At 66.6% G+C, this 18,691-nt stretch carries 17 protein-coding genes and 1 pseudogene; 8 read left to right on the top strand and 10 right to left on the bottom strand.

The window, feature by feature from the left end:
• Positions 1–82: 82 nt before the first annotated feature.
• Both BLU09_RS33230 and BLU09_RS33225 read left to right on the top strand, forming a co-directional pair.
• On the top strand, positions 83–1,804 hold the full coding sequence (locus BLU09_RS33230; RefSeq protein WP_244172240.1) for a hypothetical protein: 1,722 nt from the start codon (positions 83–85) through the stop codon (positions 1,802–1,804).
• A 255-nt stretch (positions 1,805–2,059) separates the two neighbouring features.
• Positions 2,060–2,413 carry a transposase gene (locus tag BLU09_RS33225; protein WP_090494698.1) on the top strand — a complete coding sequence of 118 codons (354 nt, stop codon included), beginning with the start codon at positions 2,060–2,062 and terminating at the stop codon, positions 2,411–2,413.
• Here BLU09_RS33225 and BLU09_RS33220 read toward each other — a convergent pair.
• Both BLU09_RS33220 and BLU09_RS33215 read right to left on the bottom strand, forming a co-directional pair.
• Positions 2,385–2,717 carry a c-type cytochrome gene (locus tag BLU09_RS33220; protein ID WP_090494757.1) on the bottom strand — a complete coding sequence of 111 codons (333 nt, stop codon included), beginning with the start codon at positions 2,715–2,717 and terminating at the stop codon, positions 2,385–2,387. The genes BLU09_RS33225 and BLU09_RS33220 overlap by 29 nt on opposite strands.
• The gene (locus BLU09_RS33215) at positions 2,714–4,192 is read right to left on the bottom strand and encodes a PQQ-dependent sugar dehydrogenase (protein ID WP_090494696.1); all 1,479 of its coding nucleotides are present in this window, start codon (positions 4,190–4,192) and stop codon (positions 2,714–2,716) included. Before BLU09_RS33215 ends, BLU09_RS33220 begins: the two co-directional genes overlap by 4 nt.
• A gap of 230 nt (positions 4,193–4,422) precedes the next feature.
• On the opposite strand from BLU09_RS33215, the gene BLU09_RS33210 reads away from it, so the two are divergent.
• Positions 4,423–4,800 carry a hypothetical protein gene (locus BLU09_RS33210; RefSeq protein ID WP_244172239.1) on the top strand — a complete coding sequence of 126 codons (378 nt, stop codon included), beginning with the start codon at positions 4,423–4,425 and terminating at the stop codon, positions 4,798–4,800.
• Between the two features lie 104 nt (positions 4,801–4,904).
• On the opposite strand, the gene BLU09_RS33205 is transcribed toward BLU09_RS33210, so the two are convergent.
• The 3 genes and pseudogenes from BLU09_RS33205 to BLU09_RS40145 form a co-directional block, all read right to left on the bottom strand.
• Positions 4,905–5,408 carry a hypothetical protein gene (locus BLU09_RS33205; RefSeq protein WP_090494694.1) on the bottom strand — a complete coding sequence of 168 codons (504 nt, stop codon included), beginning with the start codon at positions 5,406–5,408 and terminating at the stop codon, positions 4,905–4,907.
• Between the two features lie 8 nt (positions 5,409–5,416).
• Positions 5,417–5,800 carry a hypothetical protein gene (locus BLU09_RS33200; protein ID WP_090494692.1) on the bottom strand — a complete coding sequence of 128 codons (384 nt, stop codon included), beginning with the start codon at positions 5,798–5,800 and terminating at the stop codon, positions 5,417–5,419.
• A 327-nt stretch (positions 5,801–6,127) separates the two neighbouring features.
• Positions 6,128–6,979: pseudogene (locus BLU09_RS40145) on the bottom strand (IS3 family transposase); the annotation flags it as partial.
• A gap of 427 nt (positions 6,980–7,406) precedes the next feature.
• Between BLU09_RS40145 and BLU09_RS33180 the strand changes: the two are divergent.
• Positions 7,407–8,258: an exonuclease/endonuclease/phosphatase family protein gene (locus tag BLU09_RS33180; protein WP_090494687.1), complete on the top strand. Its 852-nt coding sequence runs from the start codon at positions 7,407–7,409 to the stop codon at positions 8,256–8,258.
• 123 nt (positions 8,259–8,381) lie between these two features.
• Here the strand turns inward: BLU09_RS33180 and BLU09_RS33175 are convergent, their stop codons facing one another.
• The 4 genes from BLU09_RS33175 to BLU09_RS33160 form a co-directional block, all read right to left on the bottom strand.
• Positions 8,382–9,371: a hypothetical protein gene (locus BLU09_RS33175; RefSeq protein ID WP_090494686.1), complete on the bottom strand. Its 990-nt coding sequence runs from the start codon at positions 9,369–9,371 to the stop codon at positions 8,382–8,384.
• A gap of 156 nt (positions 9,372–9,527) precedes the next feature.
• On the bottom strand, positions 9,528–11,123 hold the full coding sequence (locus BLU09_RS33170; RefSeq protein WP_090494684.1) for a caspase family protein: 1,596 nt from the start codon (positions 11,121–11,123) through the stop codon (positions 9,528–9,530).
• Positions 11,120–11,890 (bottom strand): hypothetical protein, encoded by a 771-nt coding sequence (locus tag BLU09_RS33165; protein WP_090494683.1) that lies wholly within the window; start codon positions 11,888–11,890, stop codon positions 11,120–11,122. The genes BLU09_RS33170 and BLU09_RS33165 overlap by 4 nt, the downstream gene beginning before the upstream one ends.
• On the bottom strand, positions 11,887–12,438 hold the full coding sequence (locus BLU09_RS33160; protein WP_090494681.1) for an RNA polymerase sigma factor: 552 nt from the start codon (positions 12,436–12,438) through the stop codon (positions 11,887–11,889). Before BLU09_RS33160 ends, BLU09_RS33165 begins: the two co-directional genes overlap by 4 nt.
• A 485-nt stretch (positions 12,439–12,923) precedes the next feature.
• On the opposite strand from BLU09_RS33160, the gene BLU09_RS33155 reads away from it, so the two are divergent.
• Positions 12,924–14,309, top strand: coding sequence for a DUF2079 domain-containing protein (locus tag BLU09_RS33155; RefSeq protein ID WP_090494679.1), 1,386 nt, complete (start codon positions 12,924–12,926; stop codon positions 14,307–14,309).
• A gap of 734 nt (positions 14,310–15,043) precedes the next feature.
• Complete coding sequence (locus BLU09_RS33150; protein WP_186817867.1) at positions 15,044–15,706, top strand: hypothetical protein; 663 nt, start codon at positions 15,044–15,046, stop codon at positions 15,704–15,706.
• A 495-nt stretch (positions 15,707–16,201) separates the two neighbouring features.
• Here the strand turns inward: BLU09_RS33150 and BLU09_RS33140 are convergent, their stop codons facing one another.
• Positions 16,202–16,960 (bottom strand): hypothetical protein, encoded by a 759-nt coding sequence (locus BLU09_RS33140; RefSeq protein WP_090494673.1) that lies wholly within the window; start codon positions 16,958–16,960, stop codon positions 16,202–16,204.
• 369 nt (positions 16,961–17,329) lie between these two features.
• Here BLU09_RS33140 and BLU09_RS33135 point away from each other — a divergent pair, with 369 nt between their 5' ends.
• Together BLU09_RS33135 and BLU09_RS33130 are read left to right on the top strand one after the other, a co-directional pair.
• Complete coding sequence (locus BLU09_RS33135; protein WP_090494671.1) at positions 17,330–17,902, top strand: RNA polymerase sigma factor; 573 nt, start codon at positions 17,330–17,332, stop codon at positions 17,900–17,902.
• A 3-nt stretch (positions 17,903–17,905) separates the two neighbouring features.
• On the top strand, positions 17,906–18,685 hold the full coding sequence (locus tag BLU09_RS33130; RefSeq protein ID WP_090494669.1) for a hypothetical protein: 780 nt from the start codon (positions 17,906–17,908) through the stop codon (positions 18,683–18,685).
• The last annotated feature ends 6 nt before the right edge of the window (positions 18,686–18,691 follow it).

Raw genomic sequence — 18,691 nt, 5'->3', positions numbered from 1 at the left:
GCGGAAGCATCTGGCGCCTGCGAGGAAGCCCCACGCCGGGTGGAAGTGTAGACACGCTGCGACTGTCCTGGACCGCTGGCCCGTGTCTGCTCACGGCGCCAGGGATACTCCGTTCCACTCGAGGTTCTCCATGCGTTCATTGCGCCGTCTCACTGCCCTGCTGCTCCTGCCGCTCGCCTTTGGCTGTGGTCAGGAAGGTCTCCCCGAAAACGAAGCCGAGTCGCTCTCCGCGCGAGCTGACCCGTTCACCACCAGCCGGGGGACGGTCCAGAATGCGTGCGGCAACGCGGACACCACTCCGCAGATCTTCAGCAATACGCTGATGAGCCCCGCGGCCCTCCATATCGGCGGCGGCGCACCCGCGAATTGGAATCCCGAGAGTGGCCGCATGAGCCGCGGTGGCATCGAATACGTCTCCGCCAATGGCCTCCGCTTCGAGCTCGTTACCGACAAGTGCACGTACATCAGAGAGGTCAAAGTCGGCTCGCGCGTCGTGACGCCGACGTATACCGATGGCTATTGGTATTCCGCCCAGGACTCCTCGTACCAACCCGCGGACCCCAGCCGTTACGGCTACAACTTGTGGATATTCTTCCCCTATCTGGGAGATGGCTCCACGAACCAGGTCACCATCACCGTTGGGCGCACCTTCGGCAGCGGCACCGCGACGTACAGCTTCCCGATGGTGCAAGTCGATAGCGTCGAGGCGAACTCCGTCCCCGCCCCCATCGGTTTCTCTCGTGCCGAACTATGGAACATGTTCGGCAAGGCGCTCTTCACGAAGTTCAATGGCGCTACGAATTCGACCGTCATCAGGTCGTCGGACGGCTCCATGCGCCGCATTTACGGCTACGACCCGAATAGCCTCCAGCTCTCCGTCACCTCGAATGGCGTGGGCTTCTCGTTCAAATTCAAGACGGACCTCGACAATTGGTGCGACCCGACGATTCGCGCCTATGGCACCTTCAAGCTGAATGCGAACTCCTCTGGCATTTCGGTGCAATGGGTGAATGCGCCCCAGGCGAGCCTCGAATGGCCGCTCCGGTGTGTGGCGGTTCAGGTCGTTCCCATTCTCGGCCTCGTTCCTACCCTCATCTACGACATCATCGAGAGCGAGGCGGCGAACAGCATGACTTCCACCATCGAAAGTTCCATCATCGATTCGCTGCCGGAGACGACAAACGTGCAGCTGTTCCTCGATGGCTCGACGACGCGCAGCAACGAACTGCTCGTCAATCTCAAGCTGCCGGCGCCCTCCATCAAGCTCAACGTCCCGTACGACGCGTTCGACATGAACCGGAGCGCGACGCTCTTCCCCTCGGGCGAAAACCTGACGCTGCTCGCGAGCGGCTTGGGCGTGAATGACTACGTCGCCGGTGTGTCGCCCCAGACGACGCTCTACTCGGGCCCCAATGGCGTTCCGCGCTACGGCTCGACCACGTGGCCGAATGCACAGACGTTGAGCCGTGCGACCAACCCCGTTTGGAATGGCCTGCCCATCGCCCGCTTGCTGGCGCGCATGTCGCCGACGGTCCTCTCCACGTCGACGTACCAGTACACGCCGGGCTGTACGTTCAAGGCGAACAACATGCTCGGCCGAGCGTCCGTGCGCTTCGGTGTGAATGACACGGTCACGGATGCGCAGCGCCTTCGCGGCATCTTCGGCGCCGCCCCAGGCTACTCGCTGCGGGTCGTCTTCCTGAACGACTTGAGCACCTCGATCGCGGATAACGCTTCCCGGTGCGGTGTCACAACGTACGGCCCCATCTATGACCCGGGTTTGCCCGTCCTGGCGAATCCGTAGTTTCCCTGTTGGATGGGCGTGCCTGCGCGCGCGACGGCAGGTATTGCCGTGTACCTTTGTTGATGGTCGTGTGAGACGCATAAGAGGGATGGGTGCCCTGTTGAGGCTGAGGGCACCCTTCATCTAGGGGCTGTCCCTGATTTCGTGTTCGCCAATCGACCTGGCGGGCCGGTTATCCGGCCCATCGAGCTGGGTCCCCATCGGAGCTGCTGGCTGGCGCCAGGTCTGATCAACGCGGGCTGTGCGCCGACATGAATTGAGCGATGCCGAGAGGGGCCGCATCGCGCCCCTGCCGAGGGCGCCGCTTTCATCGCGGATACCGGCCATGACGCCGACCGCATCCGCGCCAACGTTCGGAACCTCAGGATGAAGCCTGTCATCCATTCAAACCCGATCCGCAAGCGGGCGTTGCCGTTAGACCGCACCCTGTACCGGCTGCGCTACCGGGTGGAGTGCTTCTTCCACGACCTCAAGCATTTTCGGGCCGTCGCCACCCGCCATGACAAGACGGCGACGAGCTACCTCGCCGTCCTGCATGTCGCATCCATGCTTCTTTGGCTGCGCTCATCAGGGACAGCCCCTAGTCCTTCGCCTCCTGCAGATCGTTGAGGAACGCGACGATGGCGTCCACCTGCGCATCGTCGAGCATCTCATCGGTGAAGGCAGGCATGGCGCCCACCCCATGGCGTATCTGCGTACGCATGGCCACCGACGGCAGGGGCTTGTTGTTGATGGCCGGCCCCAACCCGGCCGCGCCGCCGGGGTGACACTGGTTGCAGTGGCGCATGAAGAGGACTCGGCCCTCCTGCTCCTGCTCGGTGAACTGCCGGGGCGCGCCGAAGGGCGGGCCCCGGCGCGCGGGGCCACAGGCCAGGGTGGTGAAGGCGAGCACGGCGAGCAGGGTTGTCCTCATGGCTTCGCCTCCGGGGTCGCGCGAGTCACGCGCCACAGCACGCCCGTCTGCTGGAAGGGACGTAAGTCTCCCTTGCCCTTCACCAGCATGACGCCGAAGTCGACGATGTAGAGCGCCCTGCCGCTGGGCTCGAAGCGCGCGTCAATGGGGCGCTCCAGGCCCGCCTTCCGCAGCCGCGAGGCCGGCCCTCCGCTGCCCTTGTCCTTGTTGGCGACGAAGTCCTCGATGACGCCATTCGACACGTCCACCCGAACGACCTTGAAGCCCACGGGCGCCATCGTTTTGCCCGTGTCCGGGGCCTGGTCTCCGAACTGCGCGACAAAGGCCTCGCCCACGTGGCCGAAGTCCGGGTTGCGGGAGAAGTCGAAGCGGTTGGACGACGAGTGCACGCCGAAGGCGGCCACCGGCTGAGGCGGCGTCCCAGGGGGCTCTTGCAGCACGCGCTTGGGCACCTCGCCACCCGGCACCTTGAACCACTCCTGATCCACGGGCTTGCCACCGGCGAAGTCCGGAAAGCCATACCAGCCGCCCGGCTCCACCTCCCACATCCAGTCCGCAGCTCCGAAGAGCGGCCGGCTGCCGCGCACGTCGTAGCCGTTCTCGGTGACGTACAGCCGGCCGTTGGGCGCGAACGCCAGGCCGAACGGGTTGCGGAACCCCCAGGCCACCAGTTCCGGTGTGGTGGCCTCGGGAACGAGCCGGAACACCGCACCGCTGCACGGCATACCGCCCTTGATGACCTGCCCCGGCTTCGTCTCCGTGCCGAACGGGACGAAGGCACCCGTGAGCACCTGGCCCGACTGCGAGGCGAGTGGGTTGGCGCTGGGGTAGTTGACGCCGGCCAGCGTGACGTCGCGGCACGGCACGTCGTGGAAGGCCGGGTTGCGTTTCAGCCACCCCATGCTCGCGTTGTCCGGGCCCACGACGCCGGAGTTCGTCGCCGTGCCCACCCCGAAGTAGAGCGCGCCGTCAGGTCCCACGACGGGGCCATTGGTGTGGTGGTCCCCCAGGCTGGGCAGGCTGGAGACGAGCGGCGTCATCAGGCCACCCGGCGTGACGCGGACGATGCGGCCACCGCCCTGTTCACCGCCCTGGGCGACATAGAACGCGCCCTGGTGCCAGGTGACGCCCGTCCACGGCTGATGCTCGCCCTTCGCCACCTCGGTGAGGCGGCCGTCCTTCTCCACCCGAAGCAGCCTGCCCGGGGCGAAGTCCTCGCCGTAGCTGTAGCCGGACTCGGTGACGTAGGGCGTGCCCTCTCCGTCGAAGGCGACGCCGGTGGGGTACGTCAGACCGGTGGCCACGACCTCAATGCGGTAGCCCTCCGGCACGGCCACGTCTTGTGGATCCACGCGGCGGGGCGGCTTGAAGTCCGCCTTGCCGCCGCCCCCGCCTCCAAAGAGGTGGAAGCAGCCGGAGAGCAGCAGCGGTGCGCACGCCACCAGCAGGGGACGCGCTCGGAGCGGAATTCGCATATGCGGCGAGGGGCCTCGGGTGGAGAAAGGCGAGGCGCTCGACGCTACGAGCCGCCTGCCCCGGCGACAACGCGGGGGCGTGGCAACGGTTGCTTTCGCGACGGCCTCGCGGAGCGGAGTGTCCGCGGTCCGCCATTCTCCCAGCGCGACGAGCCACTGCGGGCCAGCGCGGGGCCTGGAGCGACGTCTTCGCGAAGACGCGCATCGCCACCAAGGCGGACCAGAAGCTGATGGAACTGCGCGCCACCACCATCGCCGTCTCCAAGGACGACACCCTGAAGATGATTGCCGGCTACTTCCTCGGCGTCGAGGAGGCGCTGGCCGAAGGCCGCGTGCGCGTCGACATCCCCACCGACTTCAACGCCATGGTGCGCCTGAAGGAGTTCGTCATGAGCGGCGCCGACTCCCGCCAGGAGCTGCACACTTGCTTCTCGCTGGAGGGCCTCCAGGCCCGGCACGCCCAGGCCCTGCGTGCTGCGCGTGAGGCGACGCCCGCCGAGCACGGCGAGGTGGATGCGGAGGTGGAGGACAAGAGTGAAGCACGGGAGAACACGAGCCTGGCGGGCAAGAGCCCTCCCAACACCACCTCATCTACCGCCTCGGCCTGAGCTTCCGCAGGTGCCCTCGCCCAACCGGCGCGTCCCTGATTCCCCCTCGCATCACAGAGCCCCACGTCGAGGAACTCCACCCGGAAGCGTGGGCTCAACAAGAGTCAGAAAAGCGGTCCTTCGATGTCCACTTTCAGCTCACCGCGATTGGCGGCGACGATGAGTTGCCTGGCGAGGGCCTCTCGCTCGGCGGGCCTGAGCTGGGACATGAGCGCCTGGAGCCGACTCCGGTCCTCCGCCGACCACGAGCGCCGCGCGAGACCACTCAGGACGACGTGCTCCGCCTCGCCATACTCGGGGCTGAGATTCGCGGTTGCCGCCTCGTCGGCGGGCGTCTCCTCCTTCTGAGAGGCGGGCCCCTCGGTCGCAGCAGGAACGAGCACCACCGGAGGAGGGGGGGCCATCGATGCAGCACGCAGTTCCTCGCGCACAACGGCGCGGATGGCATCGACGTCGATGGCAGCCCTCGACGACTCCGTGGAGGGAGCACCGGCTGATGGTATCTGGGCCCGCACAACGGGAGCAGCGGGAGGCGCGAGCGCAAACCACATCCCGCCTGCGCCCACGAGGATTCCCGCCGAGGCGGCCACGACCAGACGGAGGCTCATGTGGATTCCTACGGAAGATTGTAGGAAGCGTTCACAGTGATGACGCGGTCGCAGGACCCATTCGCGTTTACAACGAAGTAGAGATAGGACGCGGGATTGAGTGTCTTGACCACGCTCAGCATATTCGCATCGCTGGTGTGGCAGGAAACGTACTCGGCGGTGGCCGACCTGGCGTAACACGTAGCGGAGTGGCTGCCCGTATCATAAGCGTAGAGCGAGCATCCGATATACTGGACCGTGTCCGAGCTGTTCCGCACGCTGTAGAAGGTGCCTTTGGCCTCGAGCTGGCCGGAGCTGTCCGTCGAGATGATGACTTGGTTACCGCCGACCATGCCCGCCACCGCCGTCGTCGCCCCCGCGACCAGTGCCACTACGAAAATCAGCTTCTTCATCGCATCCTCCCTCGGCTGGTTCTGCCTGAACTGGTTTCACGGCATTTACAGGCATGCCGGGGACTTCATATCACATGATTGGGAGCATGGCGGTGACGAAGTGATCGGCCAGCCACGAAGATAGAGGCGGGCTCACCGCGCCTTGATAATGCGGCGAACAGCTCGTCCCTGCAGCTCCCGCAGCACACCCGCGCAAAGCCATGCGCCAGCACGTCACACTCCAGGCACGAGGCGCAGTCCCGCTCCACATACCGGGGCAGGCCGTGCCCCACCTCGCTCGCCTCTGCCAGCAGAGTGGCCAAGCTCTCCCTCACCGCCGCATACAACACCTGTGAGCGCCATGCCGAGAGCGGCGAGAACCAAGTGGCGGTCGATGTGCTCCGCCATGCTCCAGCCCACGACGCGACGGCTGAAGAGGTTCAGCGCCACGGCCAGATAGAGCCAGCCCTCAGCAGTCCACACGTAGGTGATATCGCCCGCCCAGGTGCGGTTGAGCCCCGGAGGCCGGAAGTCACGAGCCACGATATTGGGAGCGACGGGATGGGCGTGCATGCTGTCGGTGGTCCGTACGAGGGGCGCCTTCGGCGGGCCGCCAGACCCTCCTGCCGCATGTGGCGCGCGACACGCTTCTCGGAGCTGCGACGGCCCCGTGCGCGCATCTCCGCATGGACGTGCCGGCTGCCGTAGGTGCCGCGGCTCTCCTGGAAAATGGCCCCCACCTCCACTTTCAGCTCACGGTCGCTCTTCTTACGTTGCGACTCGGGACTCTTCGCCCAGGCATAATAGCCAGAGCGGGAGACGTCCAGTTGGCGGCAGATGAAGGCTACCGACAGTGCGGCCTTCTTCGCGTGGATGAAGCGGAACTTCACTTCATCTCCCTCCGAAGAAGGCCGCCGCATTGTTTAGCAACTCCTTCTCCATTTCGAGCTGGCGCACGAGCTTGCGCAACTGGGTGAACTCCACCCGCTCTTCGCTGATGAGGGCGCCCGGCTTGCCCTGGCCCCAGTCCGTCTTGGCCTGCTCCACCCATCTGCGGAAAACGGTCTCGGTCAGGTCCAGGTTCCGCGCGACCTCCGCGACGGACGTGCCCTCCTCCAGTACCAGCTTCCCCGCCCCGGCCTTGAACTCCAGGCCGAAGCTACACCACTGCCGCCTCTGCTTCTTCTCGCTCTCCGACATCAAACACCCTTCGATTACATCGGGGTGGCCACGAAAGCGGGGGACTCTCAGTCGGAGTTCGTCGCGCCCATGCCGACTCCGGTCAACCTCCTCCAAGCACGGCTTCAGCAGCTCCGCAGGACTCTCGTAACTCGTGGCCCGAAGAACGGGGGCAGATCAAAGTTGACACGTCACATTCAGGGGCTGACGTGTCAACAGCCGCGTTGCCACAGCAGACGCCGGACTTCCAAACAGCGCCTCCGGTCGAGCAGCAGTCAACGACACTCCTGGCATCGCGTTTGCTGGAATTCGGGACCAAGCCTCTGGAGTTGCCCCCGTCAAATCGGACAGCTCAGGGTTGGGAATCAGCAGTACGGAATCCGCGGTGCCGGCGCATACTTCCAGCCTGAGCGCTCTTGCTGCAGGAGCAATGAAAGGACGAAACATCATGCTTGCCCTGAAGACCTTCACACGCACCTTCGTCGCAACATTTTTCGTCCTGGGCCTGATGACATGGGCCAGGGAAGCTTCGGCTGCCATCAAAGTAGCGAGTTGGAATATCCAGGTCTTCGGTCAAAAGAAGGTGATGAACGCGGACGTCATGAGAGTCATCGTGGATACCGTCAAGCAGTACGACCTCATCCTTGTCCAGGAAATCAGAGATCCGACCGACATCGCGACGACGGCCCTCATGAAGCAACTCAACGCTGCGACAGGCAACGCATACAGCATCCTCGTAAGCAATCGTCTGGGTCGGGCAAATACAACGGAGCAATACGCTTTTATTTACAAGAAGAGCGCGCTCAAGATGGTCGACAGCTACCACTATGCCGACTCCGCCGACCTCTTCGCACGCGAACCATTCGTCGTCAGGTTCAGCACCACCCAGGCAACCGCGAAGAATTTTTTCGTCGTTCCACTCCACGCGGAGTCCTCGGCGGCGGTCGCAGAAATAGGCTCCCTGGTGAAGGTCTACGACGACGCGGCAAAGCGCTGGAACATCAAGAACGGCATCCTCATGGGGGACTGGCAAGCAGGCTGTAGCTACTTTGCCAAGAAGTATTGGGAGACGAATCCCCTGCGTTCGGACTCTCGCTTCACCTGGCTCATCGGGGACGACACCAAGTCCTCTGTCGGCAAGGCGAGTTGCCCTTACGACCGAGCCGTCGTGGCAGGCGATAAGCTGCGCGCGCATGCCGCGAAGGGGCGCACCGTGTACCTTGACACCAAGTTCAATCTGACTACGGATTCAATGAAGTTGGTGAGCGACCACTATCCGATTGAGTTTGAGCTCAACTAGGCGAAGCCCCCAAGGCCATCACGGCTTCGGCTCTTCCGCAAGAGCGCTCGGCAGCGGACCGCCAGCGACAGGAGAACCAGGCCGCGAAGGGGGCAGCGCGCCTGCCCCCTTGCGGTCGTGACCTCAGGGCGTGGTCACCGGGCAGGGCCACCAGGAAGGCGGCGAGTCCCGGTCATCCCAAGTGCCATCCCAGTAGTCACGCAACGTGTACGCCACCGTGTTCGCGGTGGAGCAGAAGCGCTCCGGATGGGGGTTCACATACAACACCTGCTCGAGGCGCGACGCGGCATACACATACGTGCCGCAGCGCTGGGTGCTCCCCGGAGGGGGCGGCCCTTGGGTCGAGGCGCGCACCGTGTCAATGAGGACCAAGGCGTTGGGCTGAACACAAGCGAGCTCCTGGAAGGCCTCTTGCGCCTCCAGGATGATGTTCAGGTCCACCTTGCGCGTCTTCAGGAAGCACTCCTCGGAGGTGGACGTGTAACGCACCGTCAGCACCGAGTACCCCTGAGGAACCTCTGGGCAGTTCGGGAACATCTTGTTGAAGATCGGGTGGAGCGCGCCCTCGCGATACACGATGCTGGAGGTCTCCGTCGAGTCTTCGCTGAAGCCCTCTTGAAACCCGACGACGATGTCCGTGCTCGAAGTGGCCTCGTTCGAGACCCGGTCCAACTTCCTGTTGCCGTTGCCGTCCACGTACGCCAGCACATGTGCGACGCCCAGCCAGGAGCCTTCCTCCCCCATCAGTGCTCCAGGCTCCGGCAGGCGACGGAGGGGCATGCTGAAGGTGTTGGGGAAGCGGCCGTCCACCTGGACTTCCACCCCAGGGTGGTGGAACGACGACTTGGGGCTCAGCCGCTGGCAATTGGCGAAGCCCCCCGGGGTCGTTCCCTGGACGATGCAGTCCACGACGGCCTTGGGCCAGGTGTCCCAGAGGAGCGCGGCTCGCAGCCGGTCGGCACTGCCCAGCTCGGATGAAGCGGTGTTTTGGAGCGTGCCCTCGAGCGTGAGCATCGGCTCGTCCTCGGCTTCGTCCCCCAGGACACCTCCACATCCCACCAGCGCCAGCGTGAGCAGTCCCCACTTCCAGAAACCACGTCCCATCGTCGTCATATTGGCTCTCCTCTCGGTCCACGGGAGCAATCCCATGTCACGTGACAGGCATCAGCCGGGAGACACGCACGCCTTGCTTCGGAAGCGCTCGGGCCACCGGGTCGATGCGAGCAAGGAGACGCGCGAACAGCGCGCCGTGGGACATGGCTCCAGACGTCACAGTCCCCAGGTGCAACCGAGCATCAGTTGTGGTGCGAGTTGCGTCCTGAGCTCGTCGTCCTCGCGCATCAACGCGACATGGCCGCCCAGCCGGGCGAAGAGGCCCGTGCTCGCGCTCACCGGCACCTCGGCGGAGAGCGTGGCGAGGATGGCGGCTCCCGCGCCCGCGCGCGTCCGCGACGCGGGCAACCCCACCTCCCGGCGCCGCTCCGCATCCGGGCTCGTCGCGCGCTGGACCAGCCCCAGCACGCCGACGCCCGCGTGGGCGCCCGCCCAGACGCGCCCCACCGAGCCGGCCAGGCCCAGGCCACTCCACAGCCCAATCTCGACTTGCTCGAGCTTCTGCGCGGCCGTGGAGCCCCGGGTGGCGCCCAGCGTGAGGCCCCCGAGGAAGGACAACCCCCGTCCTCCAGGGCCCTCGCGCGCGAGCAGCACGCCCACCTGCGGTCCCCAGCCTCCCAGTTGCGTCGAGGAGCGCCCAGCGCCCAGCGCCGCTTGAAGTCGCCAGGTGCTGGCGTCCAGGAGCGCGCCCTTCCGCTGGTGCAGGGCCAACGTGCGAACCTCCAGGGACTCGGGATTCAAGCGCTGCTTCTCGCCCCAGGGCAGGTACACCTTGCCATAGAGAACCTGGGGGCCGCGCCGCACCTGCACGCGGTAGCGGCCCGAGGGCAGTGCGACGCTCACCGGGTCCTCGGCCCGGGGCGCCACCTCCGCCATCACGTGCAGCGTGCGCTCGTCCACGAGCACGACGCTGTCCCCCACCGCGGCGGGGAGCTCGAGCCGCGCATGGGCCCGCGAGAGCGTGGTGAGGAACAGGTCCCCTTCTCCCGCGAGCTGACTGGACAGCTCCGGGTGCTGCACCGCCGCCGTGGAGGCATGCGAGCCCGCGAGCGTGCGATGATAGACGTGGGCATACGCTTCCGTGAGCGAGACGCGGCCATCGCCGTCCACATCCGCCGCGCCCCGCAGGCCCGAAATCAGGTGGTGCGTGAAGAACGAGCCCCGGAGGCTGTCCGACTCCTGCGCCACCTCGTGTGCCCCGGCGGAGGCGATGAACACGCGGCCCTCCGGCCCCACCTGCCGGAGGAAGGAGACATCGAAGGCGGGCGCGGACTTGAGCCCCTTGGACCGGCCGCGCACGAGCGCGCCACTGTGACAGGCGTCTAGAATGGCGACGGTGACGGTGGCCGGGACCTCGGCCAGCAGCCGCTGCAGCTCCGCGAGCGGGAGGGCCTCGCCTCCCAGGCGCAGCGAGGCCTCGTCGCCGTGCCCCGAGAAGAAGAAGAACAGCAGCGTGCGCTCTCCGGCGCGCCGCGCCTCCTCGAGGCGGCCTCGCATCCGCGCCAGTCCCAGCCGGAGATTCGAGACCGACTCACCGCGCAGGAGCAGGCGGCGGTCCTCGGGCACGCCGCCAAGCTGGCCGAAGACCGCGTCCATGCGCTCGGCATCCTGCTGAGCCCAGCGCAGGGGCTCATCCGAGTCCAGGCCCAGGTTGTGTCCCACGCTGATGGAGAACCGGCTCTCCGCGCTCGCGGCCGAAACGGAGAGCAGGACGAGCAGCGCGCCGAGCACGCGCGAGTCTCGGGCACTCACGGCAGCTCCTTGGGCAGCGCACGCAAGGCATGGCGGGTGCCGGGGAGCGGCGTGAGTGTCGGCGGGAAATCGACTTCCCGCGCCGCCTGCTCCAGCCAGCGTTGGACGGCCTCGGGCGAAGGTGCATCCCTGGCGTCGGCCGCAAGCACCATCACCAACGCCTCCTGCTCGGGGGCATCGTCCAGTTCCAGGCTCCCGGGCAACACCCACCGCCCCGGCCCCAGGGTCAGCGCCCCGCCCGTGGTCGGAAAACCCTGGAGTGGCGTGACGCGGCCTCGCTCACTCAGCGCCAGCACATAGAGCGCGCCGCCCTCCGCGTCCTCCACCTCCACACGGACGCGGTCGCCGGAGCGCAGCACCACGCCGGGCCCCTGCTCGAAGACGGCCTCGCCTCGCTTGACGAGCACCCGCGCGGTGAGGCCGCCGCGCACGCGCACCCGCTCCACCTCCTCGAACGTGACGAGCCGTGGCAGCACCGCCGCGAGCACCACGCCAAGCACCAGCACGGGCTGGCTCCAGCGCCAGAGCCTGCGCCAGCGGCTCGGACGCGGCGCCTCCAGCCGCGCCCGCATCGGACCGAAGGGACGCACGAGGGAGAATGCGGCCTTCTCGGCCCGTCGCTCGCGCAGGTACGCCGACAGCGCGGGCGAAACGCGCACCGCCTCCTCCACGCGCCGGGCCTCTTCCGCGGAGAGTTCGTCACACAGGTAGCGCTCCAGCATGAGGTCCGGTACGCCTGGGAAGCGAGGAATGGAGGAGGGGCTCATGCGGGGGCCGTTCCCTTTCTCGGCTCAAGACGGGGGGCGACGTCCAGGAGCCGCCGCGCGGTGTCGAAGAAGGTCTGCAACTTGCGCTGCACCGTCTTGCGCGAGACGTCGAGCAGCGCGGCGATCTGCTCCTGCTCCAGCTCATCGATGAAGCGGTGGGCCACGACGCGCTGGACGTCTTCCGGGCAGTGGGCGAGGACGCGCCTCACCAGGTCCGCATCCACCAGCAGCCGCTCCAGCGCGGCCTCTGGGGAAGCGATGGCCTCCGGAAGCGGCGCCAGTCGCGTCAGCGCGAGGGAGGCCTCGGTGCGCCGGCGGCGCAGCACCGAGAAGCACTGTCGGTCCGTCACGGTGAGCAGCCACGACAACGGAGAGCCTGCGGCGCGAAGCGGCTTCAAGTTCGCGTGGACGCGCAGGAACACCTCCTGCGTCGAATCCCAGGCCAGCGCCTCGTCGCCGAGCAGGCGCAGGCAACGCCGATGCACGGCCTCACCGTAGCGACGGTAGTAGCCCTCGGTCTGCTCGACCTCGTTCACCGGCTTGCGCACGGACGGACCTCACCCCTGGGCCGATACCCGCCCCATCGTCAGTCTCGCCCGGTACGGGCGTTGGGGGAGGCTCGTCCCCCAAAGCGAGACGCATGGCCCTCATTCCGTGGGACATTTCCCGGGCGCTCTGCTCTCGGATTGACGGGAAGCCGACGCCTCGTTCCCGGCGTCCGGGCGGGATGGACGCGCTATTACAGCCAGGGTGATAATTGACTGTCACTGCACGCACCGAGGAGTCGCCAAAGGCCCAGTCCGGGTTCTGCTGTTGCTCAACCACGTCCCGACGCAGTTTGACAAGGACGCATGGCTCTGTTCCGGCGGTCCCCTTCGTCCAACGCCGTGACACTGCCTGTGGGACCTGACACCGTAGGAGAGCGATAGTCGGCACGAGCCCACGACCGTTGCCAACATCGCCTCGACTTGGCGCCATGGTTCCTTCCACCAGTGATTCGAGCCCCGGACGCGTGCGGCACGGGTTGGGGGCCATGGCCCTGCTTCTCGTGGTCCTCATCTGGGGGGTGTTCGTCGTAGTCCCTGTCTGGCTTCAGGCCGCGCAGGGATGCTTCCCGAACTTCGACCTGGGTATCTATTCCCAGGCAGTGGCGCGCTTGTCGTTGGCGGAGCCCAACCCGTGGATCAGCGCGCGGCAGGTCTTCATCTTCAACGACCACTTCGACCCCATCCTCTGGGTGGCACATCCTCTGGCGTGGATAATCCCACCCATGTGGGCCGCGTTGGCCGTCGAGGCACTCTTCGTGCTGCTCACCGTGGCCCCCCTGCTCTGGCTCCACTTGAAGGGGTTGCTGAGCCGCAATGCCTTGGTTCTGCTCGCGGCACTCCTGCTGCTGAGTCCCAGCATGGTGGAGGCCATGAAGTTCCCCGTCCACCCGACGACGTGGTCCGTGCTGCCCTGGGTGCTGACGGGATTGGCCTTCCATCTGCGCCGCCAAGGATTGCTCCTGGCGTCGCTGGTCCTCCTGTTTGCCTGCAAGGAGGAGTTCGCTTTCGGAGGCGTCATGCTGACCCTCGCGCTGGTCCTCCGGGGGGAGCGACGCCTCGCGACATTCGTGGGGGCGCTGTCGCTCGCCTGGCTCGCATGGGTCTACGGGCTGCGCCCTTGGCTCCTGGGCCCCACCGTGGACTACACCTTCCGCCTCAGACAGGGGATGGAGGGAGGCTGGTTCCACTATCTCTCGCTCCGTCTGGCTCCGCCTCATGTGTCGCGCATCGGCACCCTGACGCTGCTGTTCGTCCCACTGGGAGTCTGGGCATGGCGTGAACGGCTGCGGCCCGACTGGACCTGGCTGCTGGTCCTGCTCCCGATGCTGGGCATCCGCTTCCTCGGCATGGCCTGGCGGTTTCACTATGGCGTACCGGTTGTCGCCGCGGCGCTCATGGGCTTCCTGCCTGTCCTCCGCACCCGGAGCCCTCCCTGGTGGGTCATCGCCTCCACCAGCGTGGTGCTCCTCGCCAGCAACGAGCCGAACCTGCGGAAGCTCACGAGCACGCTTGTCTCTCCCCAGACCTCCCCGCGTCATTGTCCCAGGACACCGGAGCGACTGGCGAGCCTCTCTCGGGGCGTGGACATGCTCACCCAGCGCAGCGAGGGCTCGGCGCTGCTGAGCAGCAACCTTGTCGCCTTGCTGGCGGACCGCAGCGAGATATACGCCGTGGGTGGCCCACAGCCGGACGAGGGGCGCGCCCATGAATGGGTGCTCGTCGAGAAGCCTCCGCATGGTGACGTCTGGCCCCTCACCTCCACGCGAGTGCTGGAACTCATCGATGTCTGGCGCACAGATGCAAGCACGCAAGTCATTATCGATGACGAGAACGTTTTCATGGCGCGAGGGCGCTTTACTGCGTACCGCTGACCCTACACTGAGTCCGCGGCAGACCAGCATCCGCATTACCAGTCACGTTTTTGGACTGATGACGCGCGCAAGCAGCGTGACTGGCTGCCCTTCGGGGTTTGCTATCGGAACACCACGAGAAGGACGGGCCCGCGCGTTCGCGTGCGCGGGACCAAGGCGGCGGTGAACGTCTCGAACCAATCGAATACTGAGCCTCCAGGGCGAAGCACTGTCCGAAAGGAGATAGTGGGCCTTGGATTGGCAATCAGGCGTCGTGTCGGGCACGGGCGGGCGATTGGCAGCACCTCCGCTGGCGCGGGTGGTAAGACTGTGGCTGAATTTCCAAACACCCTCCGGCGCCGCTCGGAAACTGGAGCATCAAAGCCATGTCCCGAATCCCCAAGCCTGTCAGCACGCCTACCCGCTCTCGCGCCAACGCTCGCCAGGAAGGACTGCGTCCCACTCCGAACCGCGCGACGACGCTCCCCGACCGCTCGAACGTCGTCAACCAGAGCAGGCTCCCCAGGCCGGTCCCCGCCAATCCCACCCAAACAGCCCTCCAATCCCATCAAGGCATCAGCACCTTCAGCACTCCGGCGACCACCTCCACGCAGGCCGCAGGCAGTTCCACCACGCGCGTCAACCATCCGCAGGGCCCCTGCCCCCCGCTGGCCCCTCCTATCGCCGGCCGCCCCCCGCCTGCCCTCAACCTGGACAATGCCTCATGCCTGACCCATGGCATGGCCCCAGAGCACGTGAAGAGTGCCCTCCAGCAGGGCCAACTCAACTCCGCCTACAGCCGGGAGGGAAAGGCGGGCCGCTATTCGCGGCCGGCGGACAAGCACGGCGGTGGCGCGCTGGCTGTCTACACGCGCGCCGTGGGAACGCAGCAGGCCGACTGGCCTTCCAAGGGCTATGGCGTGGGGAGCAATGACAGCAAGGTGCAACTGATCCTTAGCCCCAATGTGTTGCAGACCCCCAACCATGGGTGGCGGGCGTCCTCCACGGACAACGGGGGCCTGGTGCCCGGTGCGGCCAAAAAGGACCAGGTCGGCCTCCCTCAAGGGGATCCGCTCAAGCGGACGAAGCAGCTGTGGGGCAAGCAGACCGAGTCGGGCCGTAACGGCGCCTTCAACGAAACCGTGAAAGACACGTCCGTCAAGGAGAACAATGAGCAGCTGCATTGGGAGAAGGTTCCCCTCCAGGGAAACCTCAAGGGAATGGTGGTGACGTCCCAGGCCAGCTTCAACACGCTGATGGGGCTGGAGGGCGCGCAGCAGACCGCGGGCGCGGCTGGACGGGGCACCGTCCGATTCGGGGACCAGGACGTTCCCGTCGTCCTCGCCGAGAAGAACTCCTCGCTGCTCTCCACGCTGCAGAGCGCAGGCATCGCTGATGGCAACGGACGCGTCCGCTGAGGCAAGCGGCGATGGCATGGGGGCGCCGCCCACTGCGAGCCCTCCGTGACGCCCAAGCTTCCAATCCCAGACACTTCACGCACCCCAGCGCCCTCGTGACGGCCGAGCGATTTGCTGGGGCTGCGTGAAATGCCGGCGATGTCCCGCGGCGACTCCAGAGAACGGGTGGGCGGCGTGCCAAGCGGCTGTCTTCGGGCGTCATCACGGTGCTCGCCGTGGTGCTGAACTCCAGTGTGGGACTGGCTGCGGCCCCGCCTTCGTCCCCCACTGCCGCGCCTCCGAAGTTGCATCCGAGCGTCTCCGCGACGCTGTGGCGGTGGTCGGCGCCCCCGGCCCCGGAGCCCGCGCCCTCAGGGATTGAGTGCACCCCACCACAGCTCAGGTGTCTACGGAGTCGGAGCAGGCTCAGACCTGCAACATTCGCGGCTGAGAGCCACAAGGACACGGCCCGCTCCTCACGCAATTGAGGGGCGGGCCGCTTCCACTCAGTCGGACTCAATCATCTTGATTGTCATCGTCATCCTCGTTGCTATCCATGTCGTCGTCGTCGAAGGCGTCGATGGAGCGGCGGAGGTTGTTCTCAATCATGGAGCGCGCAGACTCATTGCGAGGATCCAACCGCTGCCCCTCGGCATCGACGAACCAGCCAGTGGGGTCGATGTTGATGGTGATGTTCGGCTCCTCGCCCTGCTTCACCTCGAAGTGGGCCTCGCGCTCCTGCTCCACGCGGATGCTGGAGACGAAGCTGAAGGGCTGGCCATCGATGGAGCCGTCGATGACTACGGACGCGCCGAGCTGTGCGAGCTCCTTGAGCGCCGAGTCTTCACCGGCCTCCGTGGTGGACACCTTGCCGATGTCGAACTCGATTTCATCGAAGATGCCGGGCTCCACATGGAGGTTGCCCACGCGGATGACCCTGCCGTTGAGGTCCTCCTCCGACAGGTCGATGAGGAACGGGCCAATCTCCTGCTCGGAGTCGTCGTCGCGCGAGTCCGGACGGTCTTCATCCAGTCCACCCTGCTGCCCGTCATCGCGGTCGTCGCCCTCATGCTCCAGTTCCAGCTCGCGAACAGAGAGGCGGACACGGTCGATGGTGATGCCGGTGGACGCCTCGAGTTGCTGGGCGACCTTGCCGGGAACCGCTTGGGCCCCGCTCGAGGCGCCCACGCGGGCGCTCAATCCGACCTTGACGCTCTCCTCACTGCCGCACGCCGAGAACAACATGAGGGACGTGAACAAGCCGATGAATCGCATACCTTTCATCTCCTGGTGTCGAGGGGAGCTGGCGCGCGACGCCTCCGGCCTGGAGCCGCCCGAAAATCCCCGGTCTGAAAAGGAAGGAGCACCGAGGCTCTTATCGGCCACATCGCGACGCGTCGTGCTCGTGCGAGTGGGGCGGGGTGTGGCCGACAGTCAGCTCGTGACTCCTTCCTTGAAGGCGGGGTACTGACTGGGAGACATGTCTTGTGTGCGTGCATGGAGAGTGGAGTGCGTCCGGTGGACCGGAGCATCCCGCGTGTGGGCCATGGCGCACGCATGTGGAGCAGGCAACCACGTCGTGTCCATGTGGAACCTCCACGGAGGGCGAGGGGCGTCTCGTGGTATGGGCGAGGGGGACATCTCGTGACGGAGGAGGAACTCTCCACCTGCATCCAGCGGGCGACCCGGGGCGCGCAGGATGCCCACCGGGAGCTGTACCAGCGATTCCATGGGTCCGTGCGTCGCGCCGCGCTGGGTTACTCCGCGCTGGGTCCCGCGGAAGTGGAGGACGTGGTTCAGGAGACCTTCGTTCGTGCCTTCCGGGAGCTGCCACGGCTCCAGCACCCGCGCGCCTTTGGAAGCTGGCTGGTGACGATTGCGCGGCACCATGCGCAGGCGCTCAGTCGGGGCGCGCAGGTCCGAGGTCGCGCGGTGGAGGACTTGGCGCTGGAGTTGGAGACGACGACGCCCGCGCATCCTCCGTTCCTGGAGCTGGAGCGGCGCGTGGCGGTGGTGCGCGAGCTCATCGAAGCGCTGCCGGAGGGGCCCGAGAAGGAGACGGTCCGTCTCTTCTATCTGGAGGGGGAACTGAGCGCGCGGGAGATCGCCGAGCGCCTGGGGTTGGGCAAGAGCGCGGTGACGATGCGCCTGGAGCGCTTTCGCGCGCGGGTGAAGCGTGAGTTGCTGGCGCGGCTGTTGGCCGCGGGAGTGGGATGAGCCATGAGCGACGCGGGCAGACACCTGGATGCGCGCAACTTGCGGGCCTTGCGAGACAAGTCACCCGACGAGGTGGCGTACTTCGCCGACCACCTGTCGAGGCCCTGCGAGGTGTGCGAGGCGTTCCTCGAGGGGGCGGACGCGGAGCCCGTGTTCGGCTTGGACGCGATGGCGGATGAGGCACTCGGGGCGCTCACGCCCGCGCGCGAGGACGCGCTGGGCTGGGCACGGCTGCGCCGTCGCTTGTTCGCCCCCCGCCGCGTGTGGCTCTCCGGTGCCGTGGCCGTGGCCGTCGCGGCCGTGGTCACCTTCGCGGTCCACCCGGAGCTGCTGACGGGTTCGCGCACAGGACCGTCGCAGCGACTGAAGGGCGGCGCGGTGATGTCGCTGGAGCTGACAGCGGTCGCGCAACTGCCGGATGGGAGCCTGCGCGCGGTGACGGAGGACGCCGTGCTCCCCTCGGGCGCGGTGGTGCTCGTGCGCTACCGCTCCAGCGAGGTCGCCGACGCGCTGCTCGTGTTGGAGTCTCCAGACGGGCCCGCGCAGATGCTGGGCGTATACACGCTGCAGGTGGGCACGCATGACCTGAGCGAAGAGGGCGAGCTGGCGGGCGTCTCCTTGGAAGGTGAGCAGGGGCCCAGGGCGCTGGTGCTGGCCGCGTGGCCACGTAGCCCTTACTCCGAGGGCGCGCGAGGCGCGGCTCTGGCCCAGCGGCAGGTGCCCGAGGAAGCGACCCAGGCCCGGCTCCGCTTGCGTGTGGACCCGGGGTATGTTGTCCCCTGAGCGTGC

The organism is Myxococcus virescens, assembly GCF_900101905.1.
GTDB lineage: Bacteria > Myxococcota > Myxococcia > Myxococcales > Myxococcaceae > Myxococcus > Myxococcus virescens.
Note: the sequence above shows the minus strand (reverse complement) of the source record. Positions and strands in the feature narration are given on the sequence as shown.

Bases quoted from the DNA above. Each gene is read 5' to 3' on its own strand.
- BLU09_RS33200 (WP_090494692.1), bottom strand. From the start codon at position 5,800: ATGAAGAAGCTGATTTTCGTAGTGGCACTGGTCGCGGGGGCGACGACG.
- BLU09_RS33215 (WP_090494696.1), bottom strand. From the start codon at position 4,192: ATGCGAATTCCGCTCCGAGCGCGTCCCCTGCTGGTGGCGTGCGCACCG.
- BLU09_RS33210 (WP_244172239.1), top strand. From the start codon at position 4,423: ATGGAACTGCGCGCCACCACCATCGCCGTCTCCAAGGACGACACCCTG.
- BLU09_RS33155 (WP_090494679.1), top strand. From the start codon at position 12,924: ATGGCCCTGCTTCTCGTGGTCCTCATCTGGGGGGTGTTCGTCGTAGTC.
- BLU09_RS33180 (WP_090494687.1), top strand. From the start codon at position 7,407: ATGCTTGCCCTGAAGACCTTCACACGCACCTTCGTCGCAACATTTTTC.
- BLU09_RS33140 (WP_090494673.1), bottom strand. From the start codon at position 16,960: ATGCGATTCATCGGCTTGTTCACGTCCCTCATGTTGTTCTCGGCGTGC.
- BLU09_RS33175 (WP_090494686.1), bottom strand. From the start codon at position 9,371: ATGACGACGATGGGACGTGGTTTCTGGAAGTGGGGACTGCTCACGCTG.
- BLU09_RS33205 (WP_090494694.1), bottom strand. From the start codon at position 5,408: ATGAGCCTCCGTCTGGTCGTGGCCGCCTCGGCGGGAATCCTCGTGGGC.
- BLU09_RS33130 (WP_090494669.1), top strand. From the start codon at position 17,906: ATGAGCGACGCGGGCAGACACCTGGATGCGCGCAACTTGCGGGCCTTG.
- BLU09_RS33165 (WP_090494683.1), bottom strand. From the start codon at position 11,890: ATGAGCCCCTCCTCCATTCCTCGCTTCCCAGGCGTACCGGACCTCATG.
- BLU09_RS33220 (WP_090494757.1), bottom strand. From the start codon at position 2,717: ATGAGGACAACCCTGCTCGCCGTGCTCGCCTTCACCACCCTGGCCTGT.